Origin of the sequence: [Phormidium] sp. LEGE 05292 (assembly GCF_015207735.1) — a bacterium.
GTDB lineage: Bacteria > Cyanobacteriota > Cyanobacteriia > Cyanobacteriales > Aerosakkonemataceae > Floridanema.
Genome location: NZ_JADEWG010000017.1, coordinates 14,734 through 31,685, shown reverse-complemented (window position 1 = coordinate 31,685; position 16,952 = coordinate 14,734). Strand labels below are relative to the sequence as shown.

At 38.1% G+C, this 16,952-nt stretch carries 15 protein-coding genes; 11 read left to right on the top strand and 4 right to left on the bottom strand.

What is annotated here, in order from left to right; genetic code table 11:
* Positions 1-85 precede the first annotated feature (85 nt).
* Positions 86-1,261 (bottom strand): formamidase, encoded by a 1,176-nt coding sequence (fmdA, locus tag IQ264_RS07400; protein WP_193980083.1) that lies wholly within the window; start codon positions 1,259-1,261, stop codon positions 86-88.
* A gap of 312 nt (positions 1,262-1,573) precedes the next feature.
* Here fmdA and IQ264_RS07395 point away from each other — a divergent pair, with 312 nt between their 5' ends.
* A complete protein-coding gene (locus IQ264_RS07395; RefSeq protein ID WP_322744628.1) occupies positions 1,574-2,446 on the top strand; it encodes an urease accessory protein UreD in 873 nt (290 codons plus the stop codon).
* Between the two features lie 141 nt (positions 2,447-2,587).
* Here the strand turns inward: IQ264_RS07395 and IQ264_RS07390 are convergent, their stop codons facing one another.
* The gene (locus IQ264_RS07390) at positions 2,588-3,337 is read right to left on the bottom strand and encodes a ferritin-like domain-containing protein (RefSeq protein WP_193980081.1); all 750 of its coding nucleotides are present in this window, start codon (positions 3,335-3,337) and stop codon (positions 2,588-2,590) included.
* Positions 3,338-3,449: 112 nt separating this feature from the next.
* On the opposite strand from IQ264_RS07390, the gene ureA reads away from it, so the two are divergent.
* From ureA to ureC, 10 genes are all read left to right on the top strand, one after another.
* Entirely contained in the window at positions 3,450-3,752 is a 303-nt protein-coding gene (gene ureA / locus IQ264_RS07385) for an urease subunit gamma (RefSeq protein WP_193980079.1), read from the top strand.
* Positions 3,753-3,791: 39 nt separating this feature from the next.
* On the top strand, positions 3,792-4,763 hold the full coding sequence (locus IQ264_RS07380) for an FkbM family methyltransferase (protein WP_193980077.1): 972 nt from the start codon (positions 3,792-3,794) through the stop codon (positions 4,761-4,763).
* A 78-nt stretch (positions 4,764-4,841) separates the two neighbouring features.
* A complete protein-coding gene (locus IQ264_RS07375; protein ID WP_193980075.1) occupies positions 4,842-5,408 on the top strand; it encodes a DJ-1/PfpI family protein in 567 nt (188 codons plus the stop codon).
* Between the two features lie 15 nt (positions 5,409-5,423).
* Positions 5,424-5,738 (top strand): urease subunit beta, encoded by a 315-nt coding sequence (locus tag IQ264_RS07370; RefSeq protein ID WP_193980073.1) that lies wholly within the window; start codon positions 5,424-5,426, stop codon positions 5,736-5,738.
* A gap of 47 nt (positions 5,739-5,785) precedes the next feature.
* The gene (locus tag IQ264_RS07365; RefSeq protein WP_228061351.1) at positions 5,786-5,971 is read left to right on the top strand and encodes a Coq4 family protein; all 186 of its coding nucleotides are present in this window, start codon (positions 5,786-5,788) and stop codon (positions 5,969-5,971) included.
* A gap of 120 nt (positions 5,972-6,091) precedes the next feature.
* Complete coding sequence (locus IQ264_RS07360; RefSeq protein ID WP_193980071.1) at positions 6,092-8,512, top strand: response regulator; 2,421 nt, start codon at positions 6,092-6,094, stop codon at positions 8,510-8,512.
* On the top strand, positions 8,487-9,911 hold the full coding sequence (locus IQ264_RS07355; protein WP_228061350.1) for an adenylate/guanylate cyclase domain-containing protein: 1,425 nt from the start codon (positions 8,487-8,489) through the stop codon (positions 9,909-9,911). Before IQ264_RS07360 ends, IQ264_RS07355 begins: the two co-directional genes overlap by 26 nt.
* Before the next feature lie 16 nt (positions 9,912-9,927).
* Positions 9,928-10,317 (top strand): response regulator transcription factor, encoded by a 390-nt coding sequence (locus IQ264_RS07350; RefSeq protein ID WP_193980069.1) that lies wholly within the window; start codon positions 9,928-9,930, stop codon positions 10,315-10,317.
* 40 nt (positions 10,318-10,357) lie between these two features.
* The gene (locus tag IQ264_RS07345; protein ID WP_228061349.1) at positions 10,358-10,897 is read left to right on the top strand and encodes a DUF1349 domain-containing protein; all 540 of its coding nucleotides are present in this window, start codon (positions 10,358-10,360) and stop codon (positions 10,895-10,897) included.
* A gap of 9 nt (positions 10,898-10,906) precedes the next feature.
* The gene (gene ureC, locus IQ264_RS07340; protein WP_193980067.1) at positions 10,907-12,631 is read left to right on the top strand and encodes an urease subunit alpha; all 1,725 of its coding nucleotides are present in this window, start codon (positions 10,907-10,909) and stop codon (positions 12,629-12,631) included.
* Between the two features lie 51 nt (positions 12,632-12,682).
* Here the strand turns inward: ureC and IQ264_RS07335 are convergent, their stop codons facing one another.
* Together IQ264_RS07335 and IQ264_RS07330 are read right to left on the bottom strand one after the other, a co-directional pair.
* Positions 12,683-16,276, bottom strand: a complete 3,594-nt coding sequence (locus tag IQ264_RS07335; RefSeq protein ID WP_193980065.1) for an AAA-like domain-containing protein — start codon at positions 16,274-16,276, stop codon at positions 12,683-12,685.
* A 298-nt stretch (positions 16,277-16,574) separates the two neighbouring features.
* Positions 16,575-16,805: a hypothetical protein gene (locus IQ264_RS07330; protein ID WP_193980063.1), complete on the bottom strand. Its 231-nt coding sequence runs from the start codon at positions 16,803-16,805 to the stop codon at positions 16,575-16,577.
* Positions 16,806-16,952 lie beyond the last annotated feature (147 nt).

Sequence of the window (16,952 nt, the reverse complement as noted above, 5' to 3'; positions counted from 1 at the left end):
GATATCGACTTTTGCCAGAGATGTATTCTACTTTCTTATTCCCCCTCTCTGTAGCGGAGAGGGGGTTAGGGGGTGAGGTTTTTCCCTACGTTGGCAAGACATTTTTTTCAAAAATTGCTGTGGGAACTGCGAGGGTACAACAAGCATTAGGAATGTCTACAATGCCACTAATTCGACCTTCTACTGGTGCGGAACCTAACAGCAGATAAATTTGCTCTCCAGTGTAACCGAATTTCTTGAAATATTCGATCGCATTCAAACAAGCACGCCGATAAGCAACATGAGCATCTAAATAATATTGTTGCCCAGTAAATTCATCCACAGAAATCCCTTCAAAAACCAGATATTCTGAATAGCGAGGCTCCACTGGTCCCGGTTTAAAAATTGGATTGGTTAACCCATATTTTGCTACGCCACCTTTAATAATATCGATATGCAAATCAATATAACCCGCCATTTCAATCGCACCACAAAAAGATATTTCCCCATCACCTTGGGAAAAGTGAATATCTCCCATTGAAAGTTTGGCACCATCTACATAAACTGGGAAATAAATTCTCGAACCTTTGGACAAGTTTTTAATATCACAATTTCCCCCATGTTCGCGAGGCGGAACAGTTCTTGCTGCTTCTTTGGCAACTCTGTCATATTCTGCACCTTTTAATGAGCCAAGAATTGCATTTTGCGGGTTAGGTAATGCGGCTAAAGGTGGTACTCGATCGGGGTTAGTTGCTACTAAGTCTGCTTCCCGTTTATTCCAAGTAGCAAGTAAGTCATGGGAAGGCGCACAACCAATTAATCCAGGGTGAGGAATTCCCGCAAATCTCACATCAGGAATATGACGAGATTTCGTGTAAATTCCCTGAATATCCCAAATCGCTTTTTGAGCAATAGGAAAATGTTCTGTCAGGAAACCACCGCCATTTTCTTTGGCAAAAATTCCGGTAAATCCCCATTCATATTCTGACAAAGTTCCCACATCTAAAATGTCAACAATTAGAATATCTCCCGGTTGAGCACCGTTAACATGAATTGGGCCACTTAATACATGAACTACCGTTAAATCAACATCTTTGACATCGTTGGGATTGTCATTATTGCCAATCTGTCCATCTGTCCAATCTTTACATTCAATGCGAAATACAGCCCCCGGATTCACAGAAACGATTGCTGGAATATCAGGATGCCAACGATTATGTCCAACTAAAGATTGTTCGGTGAATGGTTTGTTCAAGTCTACTTTGAAGAGAACTTCAGGCATAATATTCCCCTGATTAGTTAATTTTTTTTAGTCCTATCTGTCCCACAGAAATATATCTGTTTTCCGCAGATTGACTAATTAATTCTGTCTTTTAGCTGCCCTTAAGTTAAAGATAACTATACCAGAGATACTGTATTTTTGAATACAAAAATTATGAGAATATGTAACTATTAATTTAGTTTTTGGTAAAAGATTATATGCTAATATTGAGATTGGTAAAGTACTATTTAAATTTAATAACTTTGATGCTCAAATTTTTGCAATAATTTGCAGTATAATTTCATCAAATAGCCTAAGACCTATTAATACAAAGTGAACGAAATATCTTCTGATAAAATAGCTAGTTCTTTATTTTCTGAGTGGCATGGAAAAGTTAATTTAATTTATGCCGATCGCCAAAAGACCACCCAACTAATTCACAATTTAGCGACCGCACCCCTAAAAGTACAAAAACCTTTTTATCCAGAAGGTACAGATATTTGTCATAGCGTAATTTTGCATACTGCGGGGGGAATGGTGGGAGGCGATCGGCTTTCTTTTGATGTTCAATTACAACCAAATGCTAAAGCTTTAATCACCACTGCTGCTGCAAGTAAAATTTATCGAAGTAACGGCTTACAAGCACAACAAAATATTCAAATTAAAGTAGATTCCGATGCTTATTTAGAATGGCTAACCCAAGAAAATATTATTTTTAATGGTGCAAACTATCGACAAGATTTGCGTGTTGAATTAGCCCCAAAAGCTACTTGGTTAGGTTGGGAGATTACCCGCTTTGGACGTAGCGCCAGAGGTGAGAAATTCATAACAGGAGAATGGCGCAGTTACACCGAAATTTGGCGAGAAGGAAAACCTTTATGGATAGACAGACAATGGCTACCAGCAGGAGAAGAAATTATTAATAGTCCTCACGGTTTAGCTGGACAACCAATAGTTGCTAGTTTAGTTTGGGTAGGTGAAAAAGTATCACCTGAAATAGTAGAAAAAGCGCGAGAACTCTGGCAAAATCAACCTACTTTTTCCAGTAAAGGAGAAGCAGGAGTTACCCAAATAACCGAAGGCTTATTATGTCGATATCGGGGTGCTTCTAGTGCAGAAGTAAAACATTGGTTTAAAGGAGTTTGGCATTTGTTGCGGTTGTGTTTTTGCGATCGTCCCAGTTGTCCGCCAAGAGTTTGGCAGTAAAAAAAGGAATTTTCTTATTCATCTGTGTACCCTACGGGAAGGCTACGCTTACATCTGTGGACATCTGTGGTTAAAAAAAAAACTCTATTTTTTAAACCGCAGATGAACGCAGATAAACGCAGATGAATTAATTACATATTTCTACTTAGCAATAAGCTCAGATTCTGGAATTTCTACCTCATTTTCTAATTCTGAAGGTACACCATCTCGCGCCAAGTTAGTCATTTTTCCACCTTTTTGCAAAAAATCATTAATCATGGCAAAAAGTGCATTAACCTTGCGCGATCGCCATTCATCAGTTAACTTCACAACTTCCACCGCAGGTAAACGACGTTCTAACGCTTCATAAAGGTAATCAGCATGACCTGTTTCATCTTTTGCTACACTCAAAATTCCCTTTTTGATATTATTACTGATGGGATCTTCCGGCAAAGCATTCGCCATTCGGACAAAATCTTTGCTAGCATCTAATTCTAAGATGTAAGTACTAGCCATAAATACATTCCAATCGATGTTTTCTGGCTTCAAATCTTCACTAGAATAACCCTGGAAATAAGCTGCAAAAAATGAACTACGGTTGTTATTATCGCTTTTTGGCAAGCTTTTAAAATCAATTACTTGCTTGTTTAATTGTTTCAAAGCTTGGGCAAAAATTTGTCCGTGACGACGTTCATCAGCAGCATGACGCGCTAGTTTTTCTGCAAGCCAAGTATCACCTTCAGAAGCCGCCCTTTGACTGAGTTTTTCCAAAAAAGGAACTGCGCCAGATTCAGAAAGTTGCAAACTTGCTAACATACTGGGGCGAGTCAGACTGTCACGCATATTACGCGCAGTTACATAAGCTGCGGCACTAGAGGTAAAAATGTGCAAAATGTTGGTGATGAAGTTCATAATCGAGAGTTCAGTCCTTATCTAGAAATTTTATGAAAATTAATCGAGAATGGTTGCTGATTCTGATACATTCTAGAAAGTGTTATTCAATAATTGCAACTAGACCTCAACCATGCAACTGACACCACAGGAAAAAGATAAACTTTTAATTTTTACCGCCGCCCTGTTAGCAGAACGCCGCAAAGAAAGAGGATTAAAATTAAATTATCCCGAAGCAGTAGCCTACATTACTGCTGCTATTTTAGAAGGTGCTAGAGATGGTCGTACTGTAGCCGAATTAATGAGTTATGGTACAACCATACTCAGCAAAGAAGAAGTGATGGAAGGTGTAGCAGAAATGGTGCATGAAGTACAAGTAGAAGCGACCTTTCCTGATGGGACAAAATTGGTTACTGTACATCACCCAATTCGTTAACTGCTATGAATAAATTAGTCGTCATTCGGAAGTAAAATTATGTCAACTTTTCTTACCAGTTTAAAAAGGAGTGGTCATTTAGATGACATCACGATGACTATTTTTAATGTTGGTTCTCGGAAAGTTAGTAGTGAAGATGATTATGGTAGTCAAGATTGGGGAATTTTTGCCCCTAACTTAATAATTTACGCTTTTGATGCAGATGCTGATGCTTGCGATATTGCGAATGCTGATTTAGCATCTCGTCAAGTAAATTGGACGGAAAAACATATTCCATTAGCTTTAAGTGACACTGTAGGAGAAGCAATTCTTTATGTTACTAAACATCCTATGTGTAGTTCGCTGTTTCCACCAAATGAAGCTTATCTTAGTCGGTTTAGCGAATTAATAGAATACATGGGGTTGGATTTTACTATAGATATTGAAACCACAACTATTGATGATTTTTGCCAGAAAGAAGGAATTACAGAAATTGATTTTTTAAAAGTAGATGTCCAAGGGGCAGATTTGAAGGTTTTACAAGGAGCAAAAGAAATATTAGAAAGTAGTATTTTGGCAATTCAAACCGAAGTAGAATTTTGTGAACTCTATCTAAATCAACCTTTATTTAGCAATATAGATAGCTTTTTAAGAGAACGAGAATTTAGCCTGTTTAGTTTACCTGTGGCTTTTCGTCATCATCAAGTTTCTCCAATTGTTTCCGAAATTAATCCGGGACAATTACTCTGGGGAGATGCACTTTACATTCGTGATTTGCTGGAAGAAAGGGTGAGAAAAAATTTAAAACAACCAGATAAAATACTAAAATTAGCGTGCATTGCTGATATCTTAAATTTCCCTGACTATGCCTTAGAGTTACTTGAATATTTAACTTTAAACTTTGGAAAAAACTCTAAATATAACTGCGCTAATACTATTGTAGAAGGGCTGAGTCAATTTCCAGAGTTACTCAAACAAGGTTTAGAGTCTTTACCTGTAATTGCCAAAATTCAAGAGTATTTAATTGTTTAAAACAGGAATTGATTTAGCGATTCTCTGTGGAGAGGCTACGCCAACGCTCAACCAAACCCAAAAACCACCAGGCTAACTATGAAAATTGCATTTATCATTTACAACGGATTGACTACTTTAGATTTTATTGGGGTATACGATCCAATCACTCGACTAAAAACAATGGGATTCTTGTCAGATTTGCAATGGGATATTTGTTCTTATTATCCAGAAGTAAAGGATAACATCGGATTAGGTTTAATTCCCACAAAAGTCAAGGAATCTCTCCAAGAATATGACATGATTATTGTTCCTGGTGCAGTTGTTACTAGACAATTAGTTGAGGATGCAGAATTTATTTCTTGGTTGCAAACTGCAAAACATTGTAAGTACAAAGTTTCTGTATGTACAGGTTCTTTACTACTTGGTGCAGCCGGATTTTTAACTGGAAAAATCGCTACAACTCATCCCAATGCTTTCACAGAACTAGAAAAATATTGTGCTTCTGTAGTAGATCAAAGAATAGTCGATCGAGGAGATGTAATAACCGCCAGAGGTGTAACTTCATCAATTGATTTAGGACTGTATATCTGCGAGAAATTCTGCGGTTATGATGTAAAAGAACAGATTCGTAAACGCATGGATTACCCACATAATAGTTATTAATTTGAGGAGGAGAAAATGATACCTGGAGAAATTATCACACCAGAGGGTGAAATTGAACTAAATGCTGGTCGTTATACTCGAATAATATTGGTGGCAAATAAAGGCGATCGACCTATTCAAGTGGGTTCACATTTCCACTTTTATGAAGTTAATGAATTTCTGGAATTTGACAGAGAACAAACTAAGGGAATGCGCCTTGATATTCCGGCGGGTACAGCAGTACGCTTTGAACCTGGAGACGAAAAAGAAGTGGTGTTAGTACCCTTTGTCGGCAGTCGAGAAGTTTACGGCTTTAATGGCAAAATTAATGGGAGTCTACCAACAACATAGCCCAAACTCGTAGACCAACGTCTATTATATTATTAGCAGGCGGTTTATTGCGAACTTTGTTAAGTTTTCCAGAAGATTTGGATCTGTTATTAGATCGGATTGCGGTGGGCTATAGAATGGGAGCCAAAGCTAAACCATTTTTAGCCCAAAAATGGGAAAAAAATTGGGAAAAACCTGTGGCGGAATGGAGGGCAGAATTAGGAGTTGAATTGGCTCCTGTTTATGTTCCATAATAAGTTTAGAGTGGGCTAAATGCCCACTTTACTTTTTACCAATCAAAACGGAACGCAACCTTCTGCTTTGTGCTTGCTTGGGTAAGTCGTGTCTTTTTCCCATGTGTTGAGATCTCAAATATGCAGTCTGACCTAAAAGTAAATATTCTCTTAGTTGACGATCGTGCAGAAAATCTGTTTGCTTTGGAAGCGATACTAGAACCTCTAGGTCAGAATTTGGTGAAAGCAAATTCTGGCATGGAAGCTTTAAGATCTCTGTTAAATCATGATTTTGCGGTAATATTGCTCGATGTTCAGATGCCAGAAATGGATGGATTTGAAACGGCAATGTTGATTCGACAAAGAGAGCGATCGCGCCATACTCCAATTATTTTTCAAACAGCATACAATACCAACGAAACTAATATATTTAAAGGCTATTCTATCGGTGCAGTTGATTATTTACTCAAGCCGATCAATCCGGGAATATTAAAATCAAAAGTAGCAACTTTTGTTGACCTTTACCAGAATACAGAACAGGTTAAACAACAGACTTTGCAACTTGAATCTGTGAATGTCGAACTTAAGGAAAGTGAGGAACGATTTCGCTCTTTAAGTGTTTGCTCACCTGTCGGTATTTTCCAAACTGATATTGTTGGACTTTGTACATATACGAATCCTCGCTGCCAAGCAATTTGTGGCTTTACGCTAGAGGAAAGTTTGGGAGAGGGATGGTTAAATTTTGTGCATCCAGACGATCGCGATCGTGTATCAGCAGATTGGTATACCTATACCCACCAAGGTCGGGAATATTCTGATGAATGTCGCTTTATGTCAAAAGAAGGAACCGTTCGATGGACTTATTTAAGGTCATCTCCTCTACTTTCCGGTCAAGGCGAACTCATCGGTTATGTGGGAACAATTGAGGATATTACTGAACGCAAGCAAGCAGCAACGGAACTGAAAAAAGCCAAAGAAGAACTAGAGATTAGAGTAGAAGAACGTACATCTGAATTAACAAAAGCGATCGAAGATTTACAGAGCGAAATAGCCGAACGCAAGCGAGCAGAAGAAGCACTCCAACAAGCAAAAGAAAGCGCAGAGATCGCCAATCGTGCTAAATCGGATTTTTTATCTGTTGTCTCCCACGAATTAAGAACTCCTCTAACTTCTGTATTAGGATTTGCCAAAATTATTAAAAAGAAATTAGAGACAGTCGTATTTCCTGAAGTTAAAACCGAAGACAAAAAAGTGCAAAAAACAGTCAAGCAAGTCGAAGATAATCTTGACATCATCGTTTCCGAAGGAGAAAGACTAACCAACCTAATTAATGATGTGCTCGACCTAGCAAAATTAGAATCAGGAAAAATTGAATGGAAATTAGAACCAGTTTCGCTCACGGAAATCATTGAACAGGCAACAGCTGCTACATCAGCCTTATTTTTGACAAAACCATTGCAATTAATTCAAGATATTGAACCTGAACTTCCACAGATAGTAGCCGATAAAGACAGATTAATCCAAGTCATCATTAATTTAATCTCTAATGCAGTCAAATTTACATCAGAAGGTTCGATAATTTGTCGAGTTAATAAAACTAATAAAGAAGTCATCATTAGTATTATTGATACTGGGATTGGTATCGCCACAAATGATCAAAATCAAGTCTTTGAAAAATTTAAACAAGTCGGTGATACCCTAACAGACAAACCTAAAGGTACAGGACTCGGACTATCGATTTGCAAGCAAATTGTAGAATATCACGGTGGTAGAATTTGGGTAGAAAGTGAACTAGGTAAAGGCAGTAACTTTTCCTTCACATTACCAAATGGTTCTTTAACAGAAGGTGAGTTATTAAAAACAGATATAAATACCCTCCTCAAGCAACTGAAAGACCATGTTGTAACTTCCACACCCACTTCCGTCGAACATCAAAAAACTATTTTGGTTGTAGATGATGAAGCGCCAATTCGGGAATTGCTCAGACAGCAACTAGAAGCAGAAGGTTATAGCGTGAAAGAAGCTCAAAATGGTGTAGATGCCATTAGGCAAGTTAAACAAGAAATTCCCGATTTAATTATCTTAGATGTCATGATGCCCGCAATGAATGGGTTTGATGTGGCTGCCGTACTTAAAAACGATCCAAAAACTTTCAAAGTACCCATTATTATCCTATCAATTGTCGAGGACAAAGACAGAGGTTATGGTTTAGGAATTGACAGTTACTTAACCAAGCCGATCAATACAGAAGAACTGCTGACTAATATTGAAATACTTCTGTCTCAAGGAACTTCTAAAAGAAAAGTTTTAGTAGTAGACGAAGATGCGTCAACCGTGAGAATACTAGCTGATGTTTTGCAAGCTAAAGGCTATAGTGTTGTTGAAGCGTTTAATGTTGAGGAGTGTATTGAAAAAGCAATTTCAGTCAAGCCTGATATGATTATTGTAGATTCAATTCTTTCAGGGCAACACAATCTTGCTAAGACGCTACGATTTGAAAAGGGCTTGGAGAATGTCCTATTCTTTTTTATAGCAAATGGAAAAAAATATGATTCAGATTAGTCTGAAGAAGCTACTTCTTAAAAAAGAGTTTTCAGTAATTTTAAGTAACATCAATCAAGCTCTAGGCGCTCCCATCAGTATTCAAGACCGGGGAGGAAATTTATTATGGGGTGAAGTAAGTAATAGCGAATTTAATAAATACCCTGTAACTGTTGAAAAAGAAATAATCGGCTGGGTAGTTGGCGATGAAAAAGCATCAACAATTGCCCAACTTCTTAGCTACTTAGCTAATGAAGAGTTACAAAAAAAAATATTAGCACGGGAAACTTTAGATAAATATAAAGAAATCAACCTTCTCTATAATATTTCCGAAAAATTTACAGCTTGTCTGGTGCTTAAAGAAGTTGCCAAATTAGCGATCGAAGAAGCCACAAAAATCATTAAATCAACAAGTGCATCAGCGATGCTACTTTCGGAAAAAACCGGAAATTTAGAAATCATAGCTGCCTGTGGTAAGGAATATCACCATAAAACAATTTTACTTCCTGGTGAAGGCATAGCTGGAAACATATTTTTAACAGGAATAGCAGAGATAGTTAATGATGTAGAGTCCGATCCGAGATTTGTTAGGGGTGCTAATCAAGTAAAATCTTTAATTTGCGCTCCACTCAAAACACAGGATGCAGTACTCGGAATACTTACGATCAGTAATGAGGAATTAGTTAATTATACAGCCCATGACTTAAAACTTTTTACTGCTGTGGCATCTCAGGCTGCATCTGCGATCGAAAATGCCCTCTTACATGAAAATAAACTAAAAGAAGAACGAATTAAAAGTAATCTAGAGCGGTATATCCCCGCACAAGTTGTTCAAGCTATTTTACATAGCAAAGGATATATTTCTTTAGCTCCAGCTAACAAGAATATCTCCATTCTTTTTTCTGATATTAGAAATTTTACAACTAAATGTGAAGAATTAGCACCGGAAGCCATTGTAGAATATTTAAATGAATATTTAACTAATATGGTTGAGGTTATATTTGAACAAGGCGGTACAGTTAACAAATTTGTAGGAGATATGATTGTAGCGATGTTTGGCGCACCTTCAACGCTTGTTGATAATGAACGGCGGGCTATTGAAACAGCAATTAGGATGCAAAACCGAATTAAAAATATTTCAGTTCCCTGGATTAGAAAGAATTTTATTACAGGAATTGGCTTAAGTTCAGGAGAAGTAGTTGTGGGAAACATTGGCTCTCCTCAACACATGGATTACACAGCCATAGGAGATAAAGTAAATATAGCATCTAGGTTACAATCGATCGCTAAAGGGGAACAGATACTCATCACCCAAAGCATCTATGAAGCTACAGAAAATTTATTTGAATTTAAGGAATTTGGCACGATACAACTCAAAGGTAAAAAAGAAGCTATCAAAGTTTTTGAAGTGGTTTATTAAATAAGCAAAAGTCTTTATGAGTAAAACAATATTGATTGTTGATGATGAGCCTCACATCAGGCTTTTACTAGAACAAACCCTTGAAGATCTTGAAGATGAAGGGGTAGAAATATTAACTGCTAGCAATGGGGAGGATGCGCTGGAGATCATCAAAACACAAAAACCCGACCTGGTATTTCTGGATGTGATGATGCCGAAAATGAATGGTTTTGAAGTTTGTAAGACTGTCAAAAATGATTTGGTAATGCCGGATATTTATATCATCATGTTAACGGCAAAAGGTCAGGAATTTGATAAACAAAAAGGAAATGAAGTAGGCGCGGATCTTTATATGACCAAGCCCTTTGACCCGGATGAAGTTATGGAAAAGTCCATAAAAATTTTAGGTTTTTCAACGTCAAACTAACCATACAATTAACCTAATAAAGTTTAATTAGCAAAACTTAATGATGGAATGGTACAACGAGCCACAAAATTGGCGAATTCAAGGTGATACAATCAGTGTGACTTCTAAGCCTAAAACTGACTTTTGGCGTGAGACGCACTACGGCTTTATCCGAGATAACGGTCACTTTTTTTATCAAACAGTTCAAGGAGATTTCGTCGTAGATGTAAAAGTTAGCGGTGAATACCGAGACTTGTACGATCAAGCAGGAATTATGGTGCGGTTGGATGAAGTTAATTGGTTAAAATGTGGCATTGAATTTGTCGAAGGTGTGCAACAAGTTAGTGCTGTTGTGACTAGAAATTACTCAGATTGGTCAGTTGTACCCTTGCCAGAAAATCCCACTTCTATTTGGATAAAAGTAATTCGACGTAGTACTGCGATCGAAATAAAATACTCTTTTGATGGTGAAGATTACACAATGCTGCGATTGGCATACCTGACTCCGAAAGTAACAGTAAATGCGGGTTTAATGTGTGCCTCTCCTGATGGAAATGGGTTTTCTACTAAGTTTGAAGAATTTAAAATTAGTCAATTGTGAGGAGATATTATGAGTTATAGAATGGATCGGCGGGCTTATGCGGAAACATACGGGCCAACTGTGGGCGATCGCATTCGTTTAGCCGACACAGAATTATTTATTGAAGTAGAACAAGACCTGACAACCTACGGCGATGAAGTCAAATTTGGCGGCGGTAAAGTAATCAGAGATGGCATGGGACAATCACCAATTTCTAACAGTGATGGAGCCGTTGATTTGGTAATTACTAATGCTTTAATCGTTGATTGGTGGGGAATTATTAAAGCAGATATTGGCATTAAAGATGGCAAAATTTACAAAATTGGTAAAGCCGGAAATCCTTATATTCAAGACAATGTAAATATTATTATTGGCCCCGGAACCGAAGTTTTAGCCGGGGAAGGCATGGTACTGACCGCAGGTGGTATAGATTCACACATACACTTTATTTGCCCGCAACAAATCGAAACTGCGATCGCATCAGGAATTACCACAATGATCGGCGGTGGAACTGGCCCTGCCACTGGGACAAATGCTACCACTTGCACCCCTGGCCCCTGGAATATGTACCGAATGTTGCAAGCCGCCGATGCCTTCCCCGTCAACTTGGGATTTTTGGGCAAAGGCAACAGCAGCAAGCCGGAAGGATTGGAAGAACAAGTATTTGCTGGCGCAATGGGGTTAAAACTGCATGAAGACTGGGGAACCACACCAGCAACAATTGATACTTGCCTCAGTGTGGCGGACAAATACGACGTACAAGTAGCAATTCATACTGATACTCTCAACGAAGCTGGATTTGTCGAAGCTACGATCGCCGCCTTCAAAAATCGCGCCATCCACACTTACCACACCGAAGGCGCAGGCGGAGGGCACGCACCCGACATCATTAAAGTGTGCGGCGAGTTAAATGTGCTACCTTCTTCCACCAACCCGACTCGACCTTACACATTGAACACTCTGGAAGAACACTTAGATATGCTGATGGTGTGCCATCACCTTTCCCCCAGCATTCCCGAAGATGTTGCCTTTGCCGAGTCGCGCATTCGTCGGGAAACGATCGCAGCGGAAGACATTTTGCACGACTTGGGCGCATTCAGCATGATTTCTTCCGACTCGCAAGCAATGGGAAGAGTAGGCGAAGTAATTATTCGCACTTGGCAAACCGCCCATAAAATGAAAGTGCAAAGAGGAATTCTCTCCCCTACATCACAAGGAGAAATGCAGGAGAGAGCAGACAACTTCAGGGTAAAGAGGTATGTAGCTAAATATACTATTAATCCCGCAATTACTCACGGAATTGCTCAATTTGTTGGTTCAATAGAAGAAGGGAAATTAGCAGATTTGTGTCTTTGGAAACCTGCATTTTTTGGCGTAAAACCAGAGATTGTGATTAAAGGTGGTGCGATCGCTTATGCTCAAATGGGTGATGCTAACGCCAGCATTCCCACACCTCAACCTGTGCATACTCGCCCGATGTTTGCTAGTTTTGGTGGTGCGATCGCGGCAACATCATTTACTTTTGTTTCCCAAGCAGCATTAGAAAGAGAAATTCCCGCACAGTTGAAATTACAAAAAAGTGCGATCGCAGTATCAGGAACTCGCCAAATTACCAAGCGAGATTTGAAATTAAACGATGCTTTACCGCAAATAGAAGTCGATCCAGAAACCTATCAAGTTAGGGCAGATGGAGAGTTATTAACTTGTGAACCTGCAACAGTTTTACCTATGGCGCAACGTTACTTTTTGTTTTAATTTTGAGAGCTTTAGTTCTGTCTCCTTGGGATATCCTAATTTATGTATAAATTAGGGAATTTTTACACAAATACGGGCTGCTTTCGGATGAGTGACAAAGTAATCTTTTAACCATAAGCAACTTCGCTTCAGCAATTCGTCTAATCCTTCCACGCGCCAACGCTTGACTGTACCATCTCTTCCCGCAGTGATTAAGTATTTTCCATTAGGGCTAAAACTGACACTGTAAACTCTACCTTCGTGACCGTTAAATTGGGCAATTAGCTGTCCTGATGGCAACCATAACTGTGTTGTTCCGTCCTGTCCAGCAGTAGCCAATAGCTGACCATCTCGGCTAAAAGTAGCATTCAATACTCCGCCCTGACCAGTAGTAAACTTATTTAATTCTTTACCAGACAAGTTCCAAACGCGAATTGTCGTATCAGTTCCGGTACTGACTAAATAATGACCATCTGGACTAAAGTTAATACTTAAAACTTCGCCTTCATGACCATTAATTTTCATCAACTGTTTTCCCGATAAATTCCAAAGTCGAATAGTACCATCTTTTCCGGCTGAAGCGATGTATTCTCCTTGGGGACTAAAAGTAACGCTATTAACTGAATCTTGATGTCCTAGAAGTAGAATAGGTGGCTGTGCTGCGGAAATTTTCCAGAGGCGAACAATGCCATCTTTTCCCGCTGTAGAGATGTTTTTATTATCGAAACTAAAACTAGTACTGTAAACTCTATCGGGATGAATTAGCGATCGCACTAACCTTTTTGATTCCCAACTCCATAATTTCACTTGATAGTCATTTCCTGCTGTAGCTAACAACTTGCCATTTCGACTAAAAACTACAGTATTAATTCCATCTTTATGACACTTAAATTCAGCTAATTTTTTGCCTTGTAAGTCCCAAACTTTAGCTATACCATCTTTTCCAGCCGAAGCAAAATACTTTCCATCAGGGCTAAAATTAACACTCCAAACTTCTGCACTATGTCCTTGCCAACTTGATATTAATTGCCGCGAACTTTTCAAAGGCCATTCCCAGTTCCAAATTCGCACTTTCCCATCTGCACCTGCTGTGGCGATGATTTTTTTATTAGGACTAAAACTGAGACTTTCCACCCGTTTTTGATGACTAGGTAATTCTGCTAATAATTGTCCAGATATGCTCCACAGCCTAGCTTTCCCATCAACTCCGGCAGTTGCTAAGAATTTTCCATCAGGACTGAAACTAATATTTAATACAGCATCTCGGCTATTTCTCCATTTTGCTAAAGGTTGTCCGAATGATTTTTTGGCAAGATTCCAAAGTCGAACAATTCCATCTTCTCCAGTAGTGACTAAGCGTTGTCCATTTGGATCAAAACTAAGACTAATGACAGATCCTTGATGTCCTATTAACTTCTTAATTTCTCTTCCCGATCGCTGCCAAATTCTTGCTGTTCCATCTTTCCCAGCAGTAGCAATATATTTGTCATCTGGGCTAAAAATTGCATTCCAAATAGAGCTTTTGTGTCCTTTTAATTCCACTAATTGTTTACCTGATAAATCCCAAATTCTCGCTGTTCCATCTTCTCCCGCAGTCACAACACGCTTACCATCTCGACTAAAACTGACACTCCAAACTTCTCCTTTGTGTCCTTTTAATTCGACTAATTGTTTACCTGATAAATCCCAAATTCGCGCCGTTCCATCTTCTCCCGCCGTTGCAATATATTTGCTATCGGGACTAAAATTCACACTCCGTACAGGCTTATGACTATGACTGATAAATTTTATAATTTTTTTGCCAGAAAGGTCTAAAATTTCGATAATTCCATCTTCTGCTGTAGTTGCTATATACTGTCCGTTAGGACTAAAAGTAACGCTAAAAACTCGACCTGAATGAATATTAAAATAATTTTGTTCAGAAATATTACCTAAAATTTCTTGGAGAGTTGATACAGGACTGAATGCAGGATATTTCTCCCATAAATGAGAAGATTTACTGATTTCTTTTAAGCGGTTTCCTGAGTTTATTGCTGATATTAAAACTTCTAATTGTTCGCTGTTAAATTGTCGCAAAGTGTTGGCAGATGATTGTTCTAGTTTTGTACCTTCTATTGCTTGTTTGGCTTCTTCTTTAGCTTGTTCAAAAATTCTACCTCCCCAAAAAGCGATCGCGATCGCACAAGCTGTAGTTAAAGCTAATCCTACAAAACCTGTACGAATTATCTTGCTGGCTTTTTTTTGCGCTTCTGTTAGTATCTGAATCTCCTGTTGTGCTAACTCCTTAGCTTTTCTTTCTGCTTCTAAATCTCTTTTGACTTGTTCAGCTTTCCTTTCCGCTTCAAAAGCTTTTCTTTCTGCTTCTAATACCTGTTGCAATTCTCGACTCTTTAAATTTTGACTCGCAGCTAAAAACTGATAATCTTGATTACTCAAATTTTTATCTACACACCAAGCCAGTGCATCTTCTAATGCTTGTCCCCTTAACAAACGGGAGTCATCCTGGCAGCCTGAAACTAACCAAGCTGCCAAATTTTCTGCGTAAGGACGCAAATTTTCTAATTCTTTTTCAACCCATTTTAGATTAAAAACTGCTTCATAAATATGGTTATAAACTTTTAATTGTCCTTGCTGCTTGACTACTAAACCAGACAGACGTAAATCCATTTGTTCAGAGCTATCATCAGCTATAATACTCTCTTTTAACAATATTTGTTGATAAATTGCTAACATAGAACTGGCATATTTTTTATTGCGAAGAATCCGAGTTTTAATGGTCTTCAAGTGTTCCGGCTCATCCTGCGTTTCCCAATTCTTGATAACCCTCTCTAGTACCAAATTTGCTACCCATTCATAAGGATTCTTGATTAATTCGCAATTTAAATCCTTGTGGATTAATTTACAAATTTTTTGCGTTAAAAATGGTTGTCCGCCAGTCCAAAATAACACCGCTTCTAGCATTGATTGGAAATTTTCGACTTTATTGGCTAACCCTAATGCTAAAGGTTGTGCTTCAGCTAATTGAAAACCAGTTAATTCAATAGCGCGACCAATATTAAACGGAGTACGGCGACGGTCACTTATCAAATCTGCAGGTGTTGCTACTCCAATTAAAGCAAAAGTTAAACGGTTATAATCTGGTTTATCTGCTCGTTGGTTGAAACAGTCACGGATCACTGCAAAAAAGTCATTTATATTAAATGGTAAAGCCAATACGCTATCAATTTCATCAACAAAAATTACAATTTTTTTATCAATAGCTTGCAGGAGGATTTCTCCCAAAAATTTACTAAACTTTTGTACAGGCGAGAGTAAATTATGAAATGTCCACCATTCTTCTAAATCGAAACAGTTATAAAGCTCAAAACCATTCACTAAATAATCAATTACTCCAGCATACCATTGTTCAGAGGTAATCTCAGAAGTACCAATCGCAGTAATATCGATCGCCGCACAAGCAATTCCATCAGCTTGTAACCGTTGCATTGTCTGCACCCGTAAGCTAGATTTACCCATTTGCCGAGAGTTTAGTACATAGCAAAACTCACCGAATATCAAACCATTGTATAAGTCATCATCTGCTTGTCGCCTAACATAAGTAGGAGCATCAATTGGCAGGCTGCCACCTACTTGATAATAATATACTGAATTATCTCCAGAAGTCATTGGGCTTTTCAGGTTTTAATTTTTGATTATATTGCTTAATCATACAAAATTTATACAAAACTGCTCAGCAAGTAATTGTATTGACTACTTGCAATTACAAGCTCTTTGTAATGAGAGAATGAAATTTCTTTTTTATAATTAATTAATAATAGTAAATCACTAAAAAATCAGCAATAATTTTCCTGGTAAGCTGATGCCTCATCAACTTATAGAATACAGAAGATAGCAGATGCAGTTGAAATGATCATTAGCTGACAAAAAACGTAAATAAAACAACTCAGCTAAACAAAGATTGCCATCAGCAGAACTTAATTTCTTTGGTTATGTCTTCTTTGAATCTGCTAGCTCTTCCTTTACCTTTTCCTTTACCATCTCTAGTATCAGGAGAACCATCATCTTGTGGCACAGCCTCAGCTAAAATGATAATTTCCGAACGACTTTTAGCACTATCCAGAGGTTTCAGGTTAGAGTAAAAAATTAGGAAGCCACTTATCATGATTAGTTCCGAAGCGATTAAAAGTAATTTCATTTGCTTTTACCTCCACTGCTTGTTGAATAAAATAGATGAATAATGGCTGGGATTAGTTTCCCGATTTGCCACTCAAATATTAATTTACAATTGTATTCACAGGATAAATACTATTACCATCTATCTCATCCCGATCCGGAAAAATAT